The organism is Pseudomonas fortuita, from assembly GCF_026898135.2.
GTDB lineage: Bacteria > Pseudomonadota > Gammaproteobacteria > Pseudomonadales > Pseudomonadaceae > Aquipseudomonas > Aquipseudomonas fortuita.
Genome location: NZ_CP114035.2, coordinates 4685558 through 4700215, shown reverse-complemented (window position 1 = coordinate 4700215; position 14658 = coordinate 4685558). Strand labels below are relative to the sequence as shown.

Annotated in this window: 15 protein-coding genes and 1 pseudogene; 7 read left to right on the top strand and 9 right to left on the bottom strand. The window is 61.7% G+C overall.

Annotated elements, in window-relative coordinates; translation table 11 throughout:
• Position 1: 1 nt before the first annotated feature.
• A complete protein-coding gene (locus OZ911_RS21490) occupies positions 2-1246 on the bottom strand; it encodes a putative porin (protein WP_016488555.1) in 1245 nt (414 codons plus the stop codon).
• A gap of 262 nt (positions 1247-1508) precedes the next feature.
• On the opposite strand from OZ911_RS21490, the gene OZ911_RS21485 reads away from it, so the two are divergent.
• Positions 1509-2636: a GNAT family N-acetyltransferase gene (locus OZ911_RS21485; protein ID WP_268968468.1), complete on the top strand. Its 1128-nt coding sequence runs from the start codon at positions 1509-1511 to the stop codon at positions 2634-2636.
• 163 nt (positions 2637-2799) lie between these two features.
• Here the strand turns inward: OZ911_RS21485 and OZ911_RS21480 are convergent.
• The 4 genes and pseudogenes from OZ911_RS21480 to OZ911_RS21465 form a co-directional block, all read right to left on the bottom strand.
• Positions 2800-4640: pseudogene (locus tag OZ911_RS21480) on the bottom strand (ABC transporter ATP-binding protein).
• A 63-nt stretch (positions 4641-4703) separates the two neighbouring features.
• Positions 4704-5261 carry a peptidylprolyl isomerase A gene (locus OZ911_RS21475; protein ID WP_016488552.1) on the bottom strand — a complete coding sequence of 186 codons (558 nt, stop codon included), beginning with the start codon at positions 5259-5261 and terminating at the stop codon, positions 4704-4706.
• The gene (locus tag OZ911_RS21470; RefSeq protein ID WP_016488551.1) at positions 5255-6067 is read right to left on the bottom strand and encodes an alpha/beta fold hydrolase; all 813 of its coding nucleotides are present in this window, start codon (positions 6065-6067) and stop codon (positions 5255-5257) included. The genes OZ911_RS21475 and OZ911_RS21470 overlap by 7 nt, the downstream gene beginning before the upstream one ends.
• A 13-nt stretch (positions 6068-6080) precedes the next feature.
• Positions 6081-7004 (bottom strand): LysR family transcriptional regulator, encoded by a 924-nt coding sequence (locus tag OZ911_RS21465; protein WP_016488550.1) that lies wholly within the window; start codon positions 7002-7004, stop codon positions 6081-6083.
• A gap of 48 nt (positions 7005-7052) precedes the next feature.
• Between OZ911_RS21465 and OZ911_RS21460 the strand changes: the two genes are divergently transcribed.
• The 4 genes from OZ911_RS21460 to OZ911_RS21445 all read left to right on the top strand — a co-directional run bounded on the left by OZ911_RS21460 (position 7053) and on the right by OZ911_RS21445 (position 10116).
• A complete protein-coding gene (locus tag OZ911_RS21460; RefSeq protein ID WP_031311949.1) occupies positions 7053-7367 on the top strand; it encodes a hypothetical protein in 315 nt (104 codons plus the stop codon).
• 107 nt (positions 7368-7474) lie between these two features.
• Positions 7475-8074: an FMN-dependent NADH-azoreductase gene (locus OZ911_RS21455; RefSeq protein WP_023047770.1), complete on the top strand. Its 600-nt coding sequence runs from the start codon at positions 7475-7477 to the stop codon at positions 8072-8074.
• A 229-nt stretch (positions 8075-8303) separates the two neighbouring features.
• Entirely contained in the window at positions 8304-9179 is an 876-nt protein-coding gene (locus tag OZ911_RS21450; protein WP_016488548.1) for a carboxylate/amino acid/amine transporter, read from the top strand.
• Position 9180: 1 nt separating this feature from the next.
• Positions 9181-10116 (top strand): AEC family transporter, encoded by a 936-nt coding sequence (locus OZ911_RS21445; protein WP_023047769.1) that lies wholly within the window; start codon positions 9181-9183, stop codon positions 10114-10116.
• A gap of 108 nt (positions 10117-10224) precedes the next feature.
• On the opposite strand, the gene OZ911_RS21440 is transcribed toward OZ911_RS21445, so the two are convergent.
• Positions 10225-11526, bottom strand: a complete 1302-nt coding sequence (locus tag OZ911_RS21440) for a mechanosensitive ion channel family protein (protein ID WP_016488546.1) — start codon at positions 11524-11526, stop codon at positions 10225-10227.
• A gap of 103 nt (positions 11527-11629) precedes the next feature.
• Between OZ911_RS21440 and OZ911_RS21435 the strand changes: the two genes are divergently transcribed.
• A complete protein-coding gene (locus OZ911_RS21435; RefSeq protein ID WP_023047768.1) occupies positions 11630-12991 on the top strand; it encodes a DEAD/DEAH box helicase in 1362 nt (453 codons plus the stop codon).
• A gap of 121 nt (positions 12992-13112) precedes the next feature.
• Here OZ911_RS21435 and OZ911_RS21430 read toward each other — a convergent pair whose 3' ends face one another.
• From OZ911_RS21430 to OZ911_RS21420, 3 genes are all read right to left on the bottom strand, one after another.
• Entirely contained in the window at positions 13113-13385 is a 273-nt protein-coding gene (locus OZ911_RS21430) for a hypothetical protein (RefSeq protein WP_016488544.1), read from the bottom strand.
• Between the two features lie 89 nt (positions 13386-13474).
• A complete protein-coding gene (locus tag OZ911_RS21425) occupies positions 13475-13768 on the bottom strand; it encodes an addiction module antidote protein (RefSeq protein ID WP_016488543.1) in 294 nt (97 codons plus the stop codon).
• A complete protein-coding gene (locus OZ911_RS21420; protein ID WP_023047767.1) occupies positions 13761-14063 on the bottom strand; it encodes a type II toxin-antitoxin system RelE/ParE family toxin in 303 nt (100 codons plus the stop codon). The genes OZ911_RS21425 and OZ911_RS21420 overlap by 8 nt, the downstream gene beginning before the upstream one ends.
• Before the next feature lie 175 nt (positions 14064-14238).
• Here OZ911_RS21420 and OZ911_RS21415 point away from each other — a divergent pair, with 175 nt between their 5' ends.
• Complete coding sequence (locus tag OZ911_RS21415; protein ID WP_016498447.1) at positions 14239-14634, top strand: hypothetical protein; 396 nt, start codon at positions 14239-14241, stop codon at positions 14632-14634.
• Positions 14635-14658: the final 24 nt, after the last annotated feature.

The following is a 14658-nucleotide window of genomic DNA, read 5'->3' as shown; positions in this document are numbered from 1 at the left end:
CTTAGAATTTGGCTTCCAGGTCCACCTGCAGGGTGTCTACGTCAGCATCGCTGTTCGGCAGGTTGGAGTAGTCGGTCTTGGCCATCATGTAGGCCGCGCCCAGCGCAAAGTTCTTGTCGATTTCGTAACCCACCTTGAACTTGTGGCCACGGGAACCGGTGAAGCCGTTACCGAAGTCAGAGTCGGTGAACAGGCTCACTACACCGTTACGCTGTACGTCGCGGTAGTTGTAGTCCAGGCTCCAGGCGCCGATCTTGCTCTTCAGGCCGGCCAGCCAGGCCTTGTCCTTGCCGTCGGTGCTTTCGGTGTTCTTGACGAACTGGCCGTAAGCCGACAGCGGGATGGCGAAGCCGGTGAAGTCGACCTGGCCAAAACCTTCCACCAGTTGGAACTCGTTGGTGGTGTTGCCCAGCGAAGCCAGGGCAGCCGAGGCCTTGTCGTTGTCGTAGCCGTAAATGCTGCCGCCCACGGTAACCTTGACGGTGTCAGCCGCGTTGAACTTGGTACCCAGCTGGGCCGCGTACAGCTGCGCGTCGTGCTTGTACTGCACGCCGTCGCCGTCTACGTTGTCTTTCAGGTTGTAGTGGCCGATGCTGCCGAACACTTCGGCGGGGCCGAGGTTGGTCTTGTAGGTAGCCGCCACGCCTTCAGGGTTGATGTCGCTGTCCCAGATGATGTCGCCCATGCTCACCCATGGCTGCATCATCTTGCCGCCGATCAGGTGCAGGTTTGGCACGGCAGTCGGATGCCAGTCGAGGTAGGCCAGGTCGACCCACAGCGATTTCTTCTCGAAATAGTTGTCCAGGCTTTGGTTGGTCGAGCGAGCATCGGCGCTGCTACCGGTGGCCACACGCACGCCAGCGTCGACCTGCGGGTTGATCTCGCTGTAGAAACCGACACGGGCACGCACGCGCTCACGGTCCTGGTTGCCGCTACGGGAGATCGGGTTGTCAACGTTGACGTCTTCGTAACGCAGGCGCACATCACCCTTGATCTGGGTCTTGGCGGCCCATGCCACTTTTTGTTCAAAGGAGCTCATACGTTCGGACTGAGCTTTCTGGTCGGCCTTTTCCTTGGTTTCTTTTGCCAGGTCGCCCTGCAGTTCGTTGTACTGCGCCTGGTTGATCGAGCCATTGGCGCGGAGCATTTCGAGCAGCTTGGCGTCGACAGCAGCACTGGCCGGGGCGCTCAGAGCCAGCATCATGCCGGTGAGGCTCACTCCGGTAAGTGTAGAAACAAGACGCATAAGGTTCTCCCTACTGAAAAAAATGGGGGAGGCTCAAGCGCCTGCCCCTGCGTTGGCATGTCTTCGGAAAGGGCCTGAATAGACAGGTTCTGGGGTTCCGGAAAACAGGCGCAAGTATTGCGGGGGCCAATGACAGATTAATGTCTAATTAGTGGCACTGTTGTTAAGTAATTGAGAGTAAAAGGATCAGCCTGGCTTTCGTCATTTGAGTGCCGGGCCATCCTTGGGGATACTGAGGGCCTTCAGACAGCGAGCCGAAACCGTGACCAGCCTGTATAGCCTTGCCCATTTGCGTGATCTTCCGGCGGCCACCTGGGATGCCCTGGTGCCGGCGGGCCAACCGTTCCTGCGCCATGCCTTCCTCAGCGCGATGGAAGACAGCGGCAGCGTGCAGCGAAATACCGGCTGGGCCGCCGAGCACCTGGTGCTGGAGCGTGACGGGCAGGTACGGGCACTGTTGCCGGCATATCGCAAATGGCACTCGTTTGGCGAGTATGTGTTCGATCATGGTTGGGCGGAGGCCTGTGAGCGGGCTGGCATCGCCTACTACCCAAAACTGCTCGGCGCTGTGCCGTTCAGCCCGGTCAGCGGCCCACGGCTGCTGGCGGCCGATCCGGCTGACGGCTTGCTGATGCTGCAGGCCTTGCCGGAGTATCTGGGCAAGGGTGGGCTTTCAGGTGCGCACATCAACTTCACCGACCCGGCGCTGGACGCGCAGTTGGCCGGCCTGCCTGGGTGGATGGAACGCTTGGGTTGCCAGTTCCACTGGCAAAACCGGGGGTATCGCGACTTCCAGGACTTTCTCGACAGCCTGAGCTCTCGCAAGCGCAAGCAGATGCGCAAGGAGCGAGAGCAGGTGGCAGGGCAGGGCATCGAATTCCGTTGGTACCGCGGTGATGAACTGGACGAGGCACAGTGGGATTTCGTCTTTCTGTGCTATGCCAACACCTATGCGGTGCGCCGTCGTGCCCCCTACCTGACGCGCGATTTTTTCAGCCTGCTGGCCGAGCGCATGCCCGAGGCGCTGCGTGTGGTGATGGCCCGTCAAGGTGGGCGCGATGTGGCGATGGCCTTGAGCCTGGTGGGGGGCGATAGCCTGTTTGGCCGCTACTGGGGTTGCCTGGATGAGTTCGACCGGCTGCATTTCGAAACGTGTTTCTACCAGGGCATGGACTTTGCCATTGCCGAGGGTTACCAGCGTTTCGATGCCGGGGCGCAGGGCGAGCACAAGCTGATACGTGGGTTTGAGCCGGTACTCACGCGGTCATGGCATTACCTGCTGCACCCGGGGTTGCGGCGGGCGGTGGAGGATTTTCTGCTGCAGGAGCGCGAAGGGGTGAGGGGGGATGCCGAGGAGGCGCGGGGGATGTTGCCCTACCGCCGGGCCTGATGCGTCTTCGGCTGCAGCGCGATCCCTGTAGGAGCGGCCTTGTGCCGCGAAAGGGCCGCAAAGCTGCCCCGGCAATTATTGCTGCGAAGCTGAAACCTGGGGCTGCTGCGCAGCCCTTTCGCGGCACAAGGCCGCTCCTACAAGAAGCGCGCCGTAGCGCAGATCAGTCGGCCCCGACAAAGCCCCCGGTCTGGTGGTGCCATAACCGGGCATACAACCCTTGTTGCTCTAGCAACTGCGCATGGCTGCCACTTTCGACAATCCGGCCCTTGTCCAGCACCACCAGGCGGTCCATCCGGGCAATGGTCGACAGCCGGTGGGCAATGGCAATCACCGTCTTGCCCTGCATCAGCGTCTCCAGGCTCTCCTGAATGGCGGCCTCCACCTCCGAGTCCAGCGCCGAAGTGGCTTCGTCCATGATCAGGATCGGTGCATTCTTCAACAGCACCCGGGCGATGGCGATACGCTGGCGTTGGCCGCCCGACAACTTGACCCCGCGCTCACCCACATGGGCATCGAAACCGGTGCGCCCCTGGGCGTCCGACAGTTGCGGGATGAACTCGTCGGCGCGGGCGCGGCGTACCGCTTCGTGCAACTGCGCCTCGCTGGCATCGGGGCGGCCGTACAGCAGGTTGTCGCGGATCGAGCGGTGCAGCAACGAGGTGTCCTGGGTGATCATGCCGATTTGTGCGCGCAGGCTGGCCTGGCTCACCTTGGCAATGTCCTGGCCATCGATGAGGATGCGCCCGCCCTGCACGTCATACAGGCGCAACAGCAGGTTGACCAACGTCGACTTGCCCGCGCCGGACGGGCCGATCAGGCCGATTTTTTCGCCCGGGCGAATGTTCAGGTCGAGCCCTTCGATCACATTGGCAGCCTTGCCATAGTGGAAGTCGACATCATCGAAATGCACCGCGCCGCGGCTGACCTTGAGCGCCGGCGCGTTGGGCGGGTCGGTGACGGTAACCGGCTGGGCAATGGTCTGCAGGCCGTCCTGGACCATGCCGATGTTCTCGAAGATGCCGTTGACCACCCACATGATCCAGCCTGACATGTTGACGATGCGGATCACCAGGCCGGTGGCCAGGGCGATGGCGCCAACGGTGATCAGTGACTGGCTCCACAGCCACAGCGCCAGGCCTGTGGTGGCAACCACCAGCAGGCCGTTGAGTGTGGTGATGACCACGTCCATGCTGGTAATTACCCGCGAGGCCAGCTGGGTTTTTTCGGTTTGCTCGCGGATCGCCTCACGTGCGTACTGCTGCTCGTAGTCGGTGTGGGCGAACAGCTTCAGCGTCGCGATGTTGGTGTAGCCGTCGACGATCCGCCCCATCAGCTTGGAGCGGGCGTCGGAGGAGATCACCGAACGTTCCTTGACCCGTGGCACGAAGTAGAACAGCGCGGCGATGTAGCCAGCGATCCAGACCAGCAGCGGCAGCATCAGGCGCCAATCGGCTTCAGCAAACAGCACCAGCGAGGTGATCGCATAGATCAGCACATGCCACAACGCGTCCACCGCCTGCACGGCAGAATCACGCAGCGAGTTGCCGGTCTGCATGATGCGCTGGGCAATGCGCCCGGCGAAGTCGCTCTGGAAGAAATTCAGGCTCTGCTTGAGCACATAAGTGTGGTTTTGCCAGCGGATCAGGCTGGTCATGCCGGGGTTGATGGTCTGATGTACCAGCAGGTCGTGCAGGCCAAAAAACAACGGCCGCAGCAGCAGGATCACCACCAGCATCCAGATCAGTTCACCGCTGTGCTCGCTGAAGAAGCTGGCATTTGGCGTACCTTGGGCCAGGTCGATGATGCGGCTGAGGTAGCTGAACATCGCCACCTCAATCAGCGAGGCGAACAGGCCGACCACCAGCAGGGCAAGGAAGCTGGGCCACACCTGGCGCAGGTAATACAGGTAGAACGGCCAAACGGCCACACGGTGGTGGGTGGCGATTCACTGGGGGCTTCGCGAAAGATATCGATCAGTTGTTCAAAACGACGGTACAGCATGGGTAACGACACTCCTGTTCCATCCGGCCCTCAGGCGGTTGCACGTCCCTGTGCAGCCTGCGGTCAGTCGATGCGTTTGGCCGACTTGATGTAGACCGGGTCGGCCGGTACATCACGCATGCCTTTTTTGGTGGTGGTTTGCGAGTTGACGATCTGGTCGACCACGTCCATACCCTTGGTCACCTTGCCGAACACGGCGTACCCGGCGTCGCGCCCCGGGTTAAGGAAATCGTTGTCGGCTACGTTGATGAAGAACTGGCTGGTGGCGGAGTTCGGGTTGGAGGTGCGCGCCATCGACAGGGTGCCGCGGGTGTTCAGCAGGCCATTGCTGGCCTCGTTCTTGATCGGGTCCTTGGTGTTCTTCTGTACCATCTGGTCAGTAAAGCCGCCGCCCTGGACCATGAAGCCGGGGATCACTCGGTGGAAAATGGTGTTGTTGTAGAAGCCGCTGTCGACGTACTCGAGGAAGTTCTTGGTACTGATCGGCGCCTTCTCGGCGTTCAGCTCGATTTCGACCTGGCCGAAGCTGGTGTCCAGCATGACGTGCGGGGTCTTGTCGGAAGCCATGACGCTGGTGGCGAAGGCGACCGAGCAGGCGGTGAGCAGGAGTTTTTTCAGCATGGGCTCAAAGATCCTTGAGAGGTGGAAGCGGCTGCGAGGAACTGCAGCAGGGTCTGGTTGAAGACCTCGGGTTGATCGAGGGGCGTAGCGTGCCGCGAATCGTCGATGACCACCAGCCTGGCGTTGGGCATCAAGGCAACGTAACGCTGTTTCAGTTGTATCGGGGTGTAATCGTGGTCGGCAGCGATGACCAGACTGGGACAGTGAATACGGCCGATGCGTTCCTGCACGCCCCAGTCGACGATGGCGTCGAAGCTCTTGAGGTAGGCGCGCTTGTCGTTACGCGCCCAGCGTTGGGCCATCTTCTGCCGCAGGGCAGCCTGGTGAGGCTTGGGGAACAGTCGTTCGGCCAGGCCCTTGCCGACAGTTTCGACACTGAGGAGGCGTGCCAGGCCCCAGCGCTTGAGCCACCACAGCCAGTCGCTGCGGGTACGGCGCTTGACTTCGGGGGCGCTGTTGACGATGCACAGGCTGCGCAGCCATTGCGGGTGGTCGACGGCAAACTGGAAGCCGACCATACCCCCCATCGACAGGCCGACGAAGTGCACGGGCCCCGTGTGCAGGTGTTCGAGCAGGGCCAGCAGGTCGGCACTGAAGGTGGCTATGTGGTAGCCGTCGCGCGGTTTGTCGGAGCGACCGTGGCCGCGGATGTCCATGAGGATCACCCGGTAATGCCGGCTGAGCACCGGCACCTGCAACTCCCAGTCCTGGCAGCTGGAGCCCAGGCCGTGCAGCAACACCAACGGGTCGCCCTGGCCATATTCCTCGTAATGCAGTGCGCATCCTTCGTGTTCGAAATAGGCCATGGGCGCGGTCCTCTCAGGCTTGCGGGGGGGCTGCGAAGGGCACGTCCAGTGGCGCGGTGTCGAAGTTGCGCAGCAGCTCGATGAGAATCTGCGTGGCCGGGCCCAGGGTCTTCTCTTTGCTCGAATAAAGGTAGAACAGTGGGTGGCGGCTGCCACCCTGATCCAGCGGCAATGGTTTGAGCACACCTTCGCGCAGTTCGCGCTCGATCATGTGTCGGGGCAGCCAGGCAAAGCCCAGGCCGCTGCTGACAAAGGTGGAGGCGGTGCCCAGGCTGCCGACCGTCCAGCGCTGCTCTGCACCCAGCCAGCCAACGTCGCGTGGCTGCGCGCGGCCGGAGTCGCGGATGACCACCTGTAGCTGGCTTTCCAGGTCCTGGAAGGTGAGTTCCCTGCCCAGCCGGTGAAGGCTGTGTTCAGGGTGGGCGACGGCGACGAACTCCACCGCGCTCAGCTCGGCGCCCAGGTAGCCGCCAATGCTGTAGCTGCTGATGGCCAGGTCGGCGATGCCTTCGTGCATCACTTCCTCTACGCCCGACAACACCTCTTCACGCAGGCGCACCCGGCAGCCGCGGCTTTGCGGCATGAACGCGGCCAGGGCACGTACCAGGCGGGCACTGGGGTAGGCGGCATCGACCACCAGGCGCACCTCGGCTTCCCAGCCTTGTTCCATATGGTGGGCGAGGTCTTCGAGCTGGCTGGCCTGCTTGACCAGGTGGCGAGAGCGACGCAACAACACGTTGCCCGCCTCGGTGAGCACCGCCTTGCGGCCGTCGATGCGCAGCAGCGGCACACCCAGTTGTTCCTGCATGCGGGCCACGGTGTAGCTGACCGAGGACTGCGAGCGGTGCAGTGCCTCGGCGGCCTGGGCAAACCCGCCGTGATCGACCACTGCTTGCAGGGTTCGCCACTGGTCAAGGGTTACGCGCGGCGCTTTCATCTTTCGCTCCTGTTGTCCTAAGCTGCGCTCTTTCAAGGAGAGCGGCCCATGAAGAAATATTGTGCGGCAATACTGATGTGCCTGCCCCTCGGGGCCATGGCCTATCCCATCGATGTGGAAAAGGAACTGACCGGGGTCAAGCTGGACTACACCGCCTATGACACGGCCTACGACATCGGCGCCATTACCCTCAACAACTATGGGCAAGTGCCGGCGGCGTGCAAGGTGACCTTCCGCAATGGCCCGGAGGCACCGCGGGTACGCCGGGTGAACGTGCCGGCCGGTAAAAGCGTGGATGTCACTGCCAAATTCAACAGGCAGATCATCAAACTACGGATCGCCGTGAACTGCAGCCCGGAATAAACTGATTAATCGATTGATTGAACCCACTTTTTACGCTTTTTTATCGATAGGTCAAGCCTTAATCTCACCTCCATCGAATCGCACCCTTTTCGCCGATGGAGGCACCCATGTCCCGCGTACTGATCATCGAAAGCAGCGCCCGCCAGCAGGATTCCGTTTCCCGTCAGCTGACCCGTGATTTCATCCAGCAATGGCAGGCCGCTCACCCGGCTGATCAGATTACTGTGCGTGACCTGGCCGTGAACCCGGTGCCGCACCTGGACGCCAACCTGCTGGGTGGGTGGATGAAGCCGGAAGAACAGCGCAGCGCCGCCGAACTTGAGGCCCTGGCCCGTTCCAATGAATTGACTGATGAATTGCTGGCCTCCGACGTGCTGGTGATGGCTGCGCCCATGTACAACTTCACCATCCCCAGCACCCTCAAGGCCTGGCTGGACCACGTGTTGCGTGCCGGCATCACCTTCAAGTACACCCCCACCGGCCCGCAGGGCCTGCTGACCGGCAAGCGCGCCGTGGTCCTGACTGCCCGTGGCGGTATCCATGCGGGCGCCACCAGCGACCATCAGGAACCGTACCTGCGCCAGGTGATGGCGTTCATTGGCATTCATGATGTCGACTTCATCCATGCCGAAGGCCTGAACATGAGTGGCGAATTCCACGAGAAAGGCGTCAACCAGGCCAAGGCCAGGCTGGCGGCAGTGGCCTGAGGTTTACTGAATTCCCAACCCTGACACCTGTTTTTGCTCCTTTGGGTGTACTGCCCGGCCAATGGCCGGGCTTTTTTTGTGACTCTACTGAGCTTTGTAGTGCTCGCGATGCGCCGCGCGGGCGGCGCTCGATTTATGCCCTAACAAAAAAACCATGACAGGCACCTGAATGGTTGAACTCATTCGGCGCAACCCGCTAAGGTCGCGGCCTTGATTACGAGAGGCAACCATGGGCTACCTGATAATCGTCGCGCTGATCCAGGCGTTTTCCTTCAGCCTGATCGGCGAGTACCTGGCCGGGCACGTCGACAGCTACTTCGCCGTGCTCGCACGGGTGCTGCTGGCCGGCCTGGTGTTCCTGCCGCTGACCCGCTGGCGCCAGGTCGAACCGCGTTTCATGCGCTCGATGCTGCTGATCGGCGCACTGCAGTACGGCATCACCTACGTCTGCCTGTACCTGAGCTTCCGCGTACTCACGGTGCCGGAGGTGCTGCTGTTCACCATCCTCACGCCGTTGCACGTGACGCTGATCGAAGACGCCATGAACCGGCGTTTCAACCCATGGGCACTGCTGGCGGCGCTGGTGGCGGTAGCCGGTGCCGCGGTGATCCGCTTCGACAGCATCAGCGGCGAGTTTTTCATCGGGTTCCTGCTGCTGCAACTGGCCAACTTCACCTATGCCGCCGGCCAGGTGCTGTACCGCCACCTGGTCGCGCGCAACCCCAGTGACCTGCCGCACTACGCGCGTTTTGGCTACTTCTACCTGGGCGCCTTGCTGGTGGTGCTGCCGGCCTTCCTGCTGTTCGGCAATGCCCAGCACCTGCCGAGTACCGATGTGCAATGGCTGGTGCTGTTGTTCCTGGGCCTGTGCCCGACGGCGCTGGGCCTGTACTGGTGGAACAAGGGCGCGTGCATGGTTTCTGGCGGCACGCTGGCGGTCATGAACAACCTGCATGTGCCGGTGGGGTTGCTGCTGAACCTGCTGATCTGGAACCAGCACGAGCCGCTGGGGCGGCTGTTCATCGGCGGTGCGATCATCCTGGCGTCCGTGTGGCTGAGCCGGTTGGGCGCACGCGCGCAGGCACCGCTGGCCGGCAAGGCCTGACATGCACACCATCTTCGTGATTGTTGCGCCGATCTTCGCCCTGATCCTCGTCGGCTATCTGTGCCGCAAGACCAACAAGCTGGGTGACAAGGCCGCCGCCGAAATCAACAAGATGGTGGTGTGGCTGTGCCTGCCGGCGTTGCTGTTCAAGGTGACGGCCACTGCCACCTGGAGCGAGATCTGGCATCCGGGGTTCATCGCGGCCTTTGGCACGGGCGCCCTGGCCATGTTCGTGGCCACGCTGTTGTGGCGCCTGAACAGCGGCCATGGCCTGGTGGCGTCGAGCATCGACGGGCTGAGTGCGGGGTATGCCAACACCGGTTACATAGGCATCCCGTTGTGCCTGCTGCTGTTCGGCCAGGCGGGCTTGCAGCCGGCGCTGATTTCATCGTTGATCGTGGTGTGCCTGGTGTTCGCCATTTCGCTGACGCTGATCGAGGTCGGGCTACAAGCGGAGCGGCATATCGGTCGCGCCGTGGTGGTCGTTGGCAAGGCATTGGCGAAGAACCCGCTGGTGATTTCGCCGCTGGCGGGGGCTGGCTGGGCCATGAGCGGGTTGGGGCTGGCCGAGCCGGTGCTGCATTTTCTGGACATGCTGGCGTTGGCCACCACGCCGTGCGCGTTGGTATCGCTGGGTGCATTCCTGGCAGAAAAGCGCGCGGGTGCGCAAGCCAGCCCGTGGCCATTGGTGGGCTTGAAGCTGGTGGGGCAGCCGGCGCTGACCTGGGTGCTGGCATACAAGGTATTCAGCCTGCCGAGCATGTGGGCGGCTTCGGCGGTGCTGCTGGCAGCGCTGCCGACCGGCACGGGGCCGTTCATGCTGGCGGAGTATTACAACCGCGAGGCGGGGCTGATTTCGCGGACGATCCTGTTGTCGACCGTGGCGTCGCTGGTGACCTTGACCGGGCTGTTGTACCTGCTAGGTTATGCGGGGTAGCTACTGGCCCATTCGCGGGTGAACCCGCTCCCACAGAATCAGCATTTACGCGGTCATTGTAGGAGCGGCCTTGTGTCGCGAAAGGGCTGCAAAGCAGCCCCGGCAATCTCAAGCCTCGCTCATCTCTTCCAGCCGACGCGACACAGGCTCTTGCGCCGCACGCCCACTCAGCCCCACCCGCATGTCATTGCCACTGGGCTGCTGATACAGGCTCAACCCGAACTCCGGCAACACCGCCAGCAGGTAGTCGAAGATATCCCCCTGGATCCGCTCGTAATCCGCCCACACCGTGGTAGTGGTGAAGCAGTAGATCTCCAGCGGCACGCCTTCGGCCGTGGTCTGCATCTGCCGCACCATGCAGGTCATGTTCGGGTGCACGTTGGGGTGGTTTTTCAGGTAGGCCAGGGCAAAGGCGCGGAAGGTGCCGATGTTGGTCAGCTTGCGGCGGTTGGCAGCCAGCTCGGCTACAGGCCCCAGGGCCTCGTTCCAGTTCTGCAGCTCTTGGCGTTTGCCGGCCAGGTAGTCGCCCAGCAACTGCACCTGGCTCAGTCGCTGCTCCTCTTCCCGGGTGAGGAAACGCACCCCGGCCGCATCGATGAACAGGCTGCGCTTGATGCGCCGGCCCCCAGACTGCTGCATGCCGCGGTAGTTGCGGAACGACTCGCTCATCAGGCGCCAGGTGGGGATGGAGACAATCGTCTTGTCGAAATTCTGCACCTTCACCGTGTGCAGGGTAATGTCCACCACGTCGCCATCGGCACCCACCTGCGGCATTTCGATCCAGTCACCCACGTGCAGCATGTCGTTGCTGGTGAGTTGCACGCTGGCGACGAACGACAGCAGGGTGTCCTTGTACACCAACAGCAGCACCGCCGACATGGCACCCAGGCCCGACAGCAGCAGCAACGGCGAGCGGTCGATCAAGGTGGCGACGATGACGATGGAGGCGAAGATCCACAGCATCATCTTGGCCAGTTGCACATAGCCCTTGATCGAGCGGGTGCGGGCGTGTTCGGTGCGGGCGTAGATGTCGAGCAGGGCATCCAGCAGGCACGACAGCGCCATGGTCATGAACAGCAGGGTAAAGGCCAGGGCCACGTTGCCGAGGAAGTGCTGGGCAGTGTCGGACAGCTCCGGCACCAGCTTCAGGCCGAACTGGATCACCAGCGACGGCGTGGTTTGCGCCAGGCGGTGGAACACTTTGTTGTGGCGCAGGTCATCCAGCCATTTCAGCGCGGGCTGGCGGGCCAGCAGACGGGCGCCATGCAGCATCAGGAAGCGCGCCAGGCGGCCGAGGATGAGGGAAATCAGCAGCAGCACCGCCAGGCCAATGGCGGCGTGCAGCATCGGGTGTTGGTCGAGGGTGCCCCACAGGTCGAGGGAGTCACGCCAGATTCGTTGTATATCCATGGGCTTGCGTACAGTCTTGTTGCGAAACGAAGGGCCATTAGAGCGCGGATGGCGACAAAGTTGCCAAAAGAAATTCGGCTAAGGCGGCAGAAAACGTTACCCTATGCAACTGAATTTCCCGCACTTGCCTGAGGTTACCTCCGTGTTCTCCCAATTCGCCCTGCATGAACGCCTGCTTAAAGCCGTGGCCGAGCTTAAATTTGTCGAGCCAACCCCGGTGCAGGCCGCGGCCATCCCCCTGGCCCTGCAAGGGCGCGACCTGCGCGTGACCGCGCAGACCGGCAGTGGCAAAACGGCGGCCTTCGTGCTGCCGCTGCTCAATCGCCTGGTTGACCTGAAAGGCGGGCGCGTCGAGATCCGTGCGCTGATCCTGCTGCCGACCCGCGAGCTGGCCCAGCAAACCTTGAAGCAGGTTGAGCTGTTCTCGCAGTTCACCTATATCAAGGCGGGCCTGGTTACCGGCGGCGAGGACTTCAAGGAACAGGCCGCCATGCTGCGCAAGGTGCCGGACGTGCTGATCGGCACCCCGGGTCGCCTGCTTGAGCAGCTCAACGCCGGCAACCTTGACCTGTCCCACGTGCAGGTGCTTATCCTCGACGAAGCCGACCGCATGCTGGACATGGGCTTTGCCGAAGACATGGAGCGACTGTGCAAGGAGTGCGAAAACCGCGAACAGACCCTGCTGTTCTCCGCCACCACCGGTGGCGCGGCCCTGCGCGACATCATCGGCAAGGTGCTGAAAGACCCTGAGCACCTGATGCTCAACAGCGTCTCGCAGCTGGCCGAGGGCACCCGCCAGCAGATCATCACCGCCGACCACGACCAGCACAAAGAGCACATCGTGCAGTGGCTGCTGGCCAACGAAACCTTCGACAAGGCGATCATCTTCACCAACACCCGCGCCATGGCCGACCGTATCTACGGTCACCTGGTGGCCAAGGACGTGAAGGCTTTCGTGCTGCACGGCGAAAAGGACCAGAAAGACCGCAAGCTGGCCATCGAGCGCTTCAAGCAGGGCAGCTCCAAGGTGCTGGTGGCTACCGACGTGGCGGCTCGCGGCCTGGACATCGACGGCTTGGACCTGGTGATCAACTTCGACATGCCTCGTAGCGGTGACGAGTACGTGCACCGCGTGGGCCGTACCGGCCGTGCCGGTGGCGAAGGCCTGGCGATCTCGTTGATTACCCACAACGACTGGAACCTGATGTCGAGCATCGAACGCTACCTCAAGCAGCAGTTCGAGCGCCGTGTCATCAAGGAAGTGAAAGGCACCTACAGCGGGCCGAAGAAGGTCAAGGCCTCGGGCAAGGCTGTTGGCGCCAAGAAGAAGAAAGTTGATAAGAAAACCGGCGACAAGAAAGCTGCCGCCAAGCGCAAGCCAACCGCCAAACCGCGGGCCAACGCACCGCTGGCCAGCGCTGACGGCCTGGCGCCGCTGAAAAAGCGCAAGCCTGCTGCTGAATAAGTAGCGATCAAGGCTCTATTGCCGGCCAGCCAGCTCCCACAGGGAAACCACAGACGCTGAATTCAGCGGACCTGTGGGAGCTGGCTTGCCGGCGATGGAGCTATCGAAGGCAACCCGTCAATCAATCGGCCTTCTTCTCCGCCGTTTTCAGTTCCTTGATCCGCTGGTCTATCAGCTGACACTTGTCGGGCAAGTCCTTGCTCGCCGTTCCTAGATCCATCCCTTGAAGCTCGTCGTTGATCTCCTTCGCCTTCTGCGGGTTCTGCTGGGTCAACTGGGTAACCAACCCGGCCAGCTCTTCACGTTTCTGCGTGGCTTCTTCCGGTGTGCAGGCCCAGGCGGGCAGGGCGCAGGACAGGACAATGACGCAGGTAATCGGCAGCAGCGGTTTCATCCTTTTTACCTCTAGCGGTGGCTATGCGCGGTGGAACGATGCGGCGGCAAGCAAGTTCAACCTTGGCGACCGATGGCGCAGATGCGTTGTCAGCCAGCGAGGTGAGGCCGCGCCGTCATGTCTATTCCCAATGCCTTCATCACGGTCAGAAACGACTTCAGCGTGGGGTTGCCATGCTCGCTGAATGACCTGTAAAGCTGCTCTCGGGACAGCCCCGTCTCTTTCGCCAGTTCGCTCATGCCCTTGGCACGTGCAACCACGCCGACAGCTTTAGCGACATAGCTGGCATCGCCGGTTTCAAGTGCATCGGTCATGAACTGCGCGATTGCTTCAGGTGTAGTGAGGTACGCGGCAGGATCGAATTCAGAGAAGGTTTCAGTCATTTTGCATCCTCCACGAACGCAGAATCTGGTGGGCAACCTTGATGTCTCGCTTTTGACTGCTTTTGTCGCCGCCACAGAGCAGAATGACGAAGGTGCTGCCCGTCTGATGGAAGTACACCCGATAGCCGGGACCATAGTGAATTTTGAGCTCACTCACGCCATGGCCTACCGGAGATCCGTCGCCCGGCAGACCCTCCATCAACCGGTTGATCCGAGAAATGATTCGGGCTCTGGCGCTTAAGTCCCGTAGTCCGGTCACCCAATGCCTGAAACTGCTGGATTCGATTTTCTTCATCGAGTGAATGTAGTTTATAAACTACACCAGGCGAGGCAGCAAATGGTTTCTGTCTATTGCTACCTACGCGGCTTCAGACCGTGGCATCCATCCAGCCTTCATCTTTCGGAACACCGCTTGCGTCGGCAGGTCCCAACCTGTGTACCCCTTCCGTCCACAGCAGGAGCCCGTAGCCATGAGCATCGCTTACGATTGGGACCTGATCGAACGTTTGCTGCACGAAGTGCAGAACGGCGCCGGTCATAGCTTTACGCCACGCCCCTATGCCGAACAGCACGCCGCGGCCCAGGCCGCCAAGGGTGAGCCGGTGGGGGATCTGGATCACCTTAAAACCCACGCTTGTGAGTATGAAAAGCTGCTGTTCGAGCGTGGCTTCATCGAAAGCCGGCCTGAAGAAGAGGGCGGCAATGGCGAAAACTTTGTGCTGACCGAGCGTGGTTTACGCTTGCTGAGCCTGATCGACAGCAGCATCCCGGGCTTCGAACACCCGCGCCAGGTGCTGGACGAACAGGCGGATGCGCTGGATGAAGCCACCTTCGAACAGGTGTCTTCGAAGGCGCAGATCGCTTGAGGTCGTTTTGAGGCTGGCAACAGC

Coding starts and splice junctions, on each gene's coding strand:
- OZ911_RS21450 (WP_016488548.1), top strand. CDS start 8,304: ATGGGCTACCTGATAATCGTCGCGCTGATCCAGGCGTTTTCCTTCAGC.
- OZ911_RS21420 (WP_023047767.1), bottom strand. CDS start 14,063: ATGAAGAAAATCGAATCCAGCAGTTTCAGGCATTGGGTGACCGGACTA.
- OZ911_RS21430 (WP_016488544.1), bottom strand. CDS start 13,385: ATGAAACCGCTGCTGCCGATTACCTGCGTCATTGTCCTGTCCTGCGCC.
- OZ911_RS21445 (WP_023047769.1), top strand. CDS start 9,181: ATGCACACCATCTTCGTGATTGTTGCGCCGATCTTCGCCCTGATCCTC.
- OZ911_RS21465 (WP_016488550.1), bottom strand. CDS start 7,004: ATGAAAGCGCCGCGCGTAACCCTTGACCAGTGGCGAACCCTGCAAGCA.
- OZ911_RS21455 (WP_023047770.1), top strand. CDS start 7,475: ATGTCCCGCGTACTGATCATCGAAAGCAGCGCCCGCCAGCAGGATTCC.
- OZ911_RS21415 (WP_016498447.1), top strand. CDS start 14,239: ATGAGCATCGCTTACGATTGGGACCTGATCGAACGTTTGCTGCACGAA.
- OZ911_RS21475 (WP_016488552.1), bottom strand. CDS start 5,261: ATGCTGAAAAAACTCCTGCTCACCGCCTGCTCGGTCGCCTTCGCCACC.
- OZ911_RS21490 (WP_016488555.1), bottom strand. CDS start 1,246: ATGCGTCTTGTTTCTACACTTACCGGAGTGAGCCTCACCGGCATGATG.
- OZ911_RS21460 (WP_031311949.1), top strand. CDS start 7,053: ATGAAGAAATATTGTGCGGCAATACTGATGTGCCTGCCCCTCGGGGCC.
- OZ911_RS21435 (WP_023047768.1), top strand. CDS start 11,630: ATGCAACTGAATTTCCCGCACTTGCCTGAGGTTACCTCCGTGTTCTCC.
- OZ911_RS21470 (WP_016488551.1), bottom strand. CDS start 6,067: ATGGCCTATTTCGAACACGAAGGATGCGCACTGCATTACGAGGAATAT.
- OZ911_RS21425 (WP_016488543.1), bottom strand. CDS start 13,768: ATGACTGAAACCTTCTCTGAATTCGATCCTGCCGCGTACCTCACTACA.
- OZ911_RS21440 (WP_016488546.1), bottom strand. CDS start 11,526: ATGGATATACAACGAATCTGGCGTGACTCCCTCGACCTGTGGGGCACC.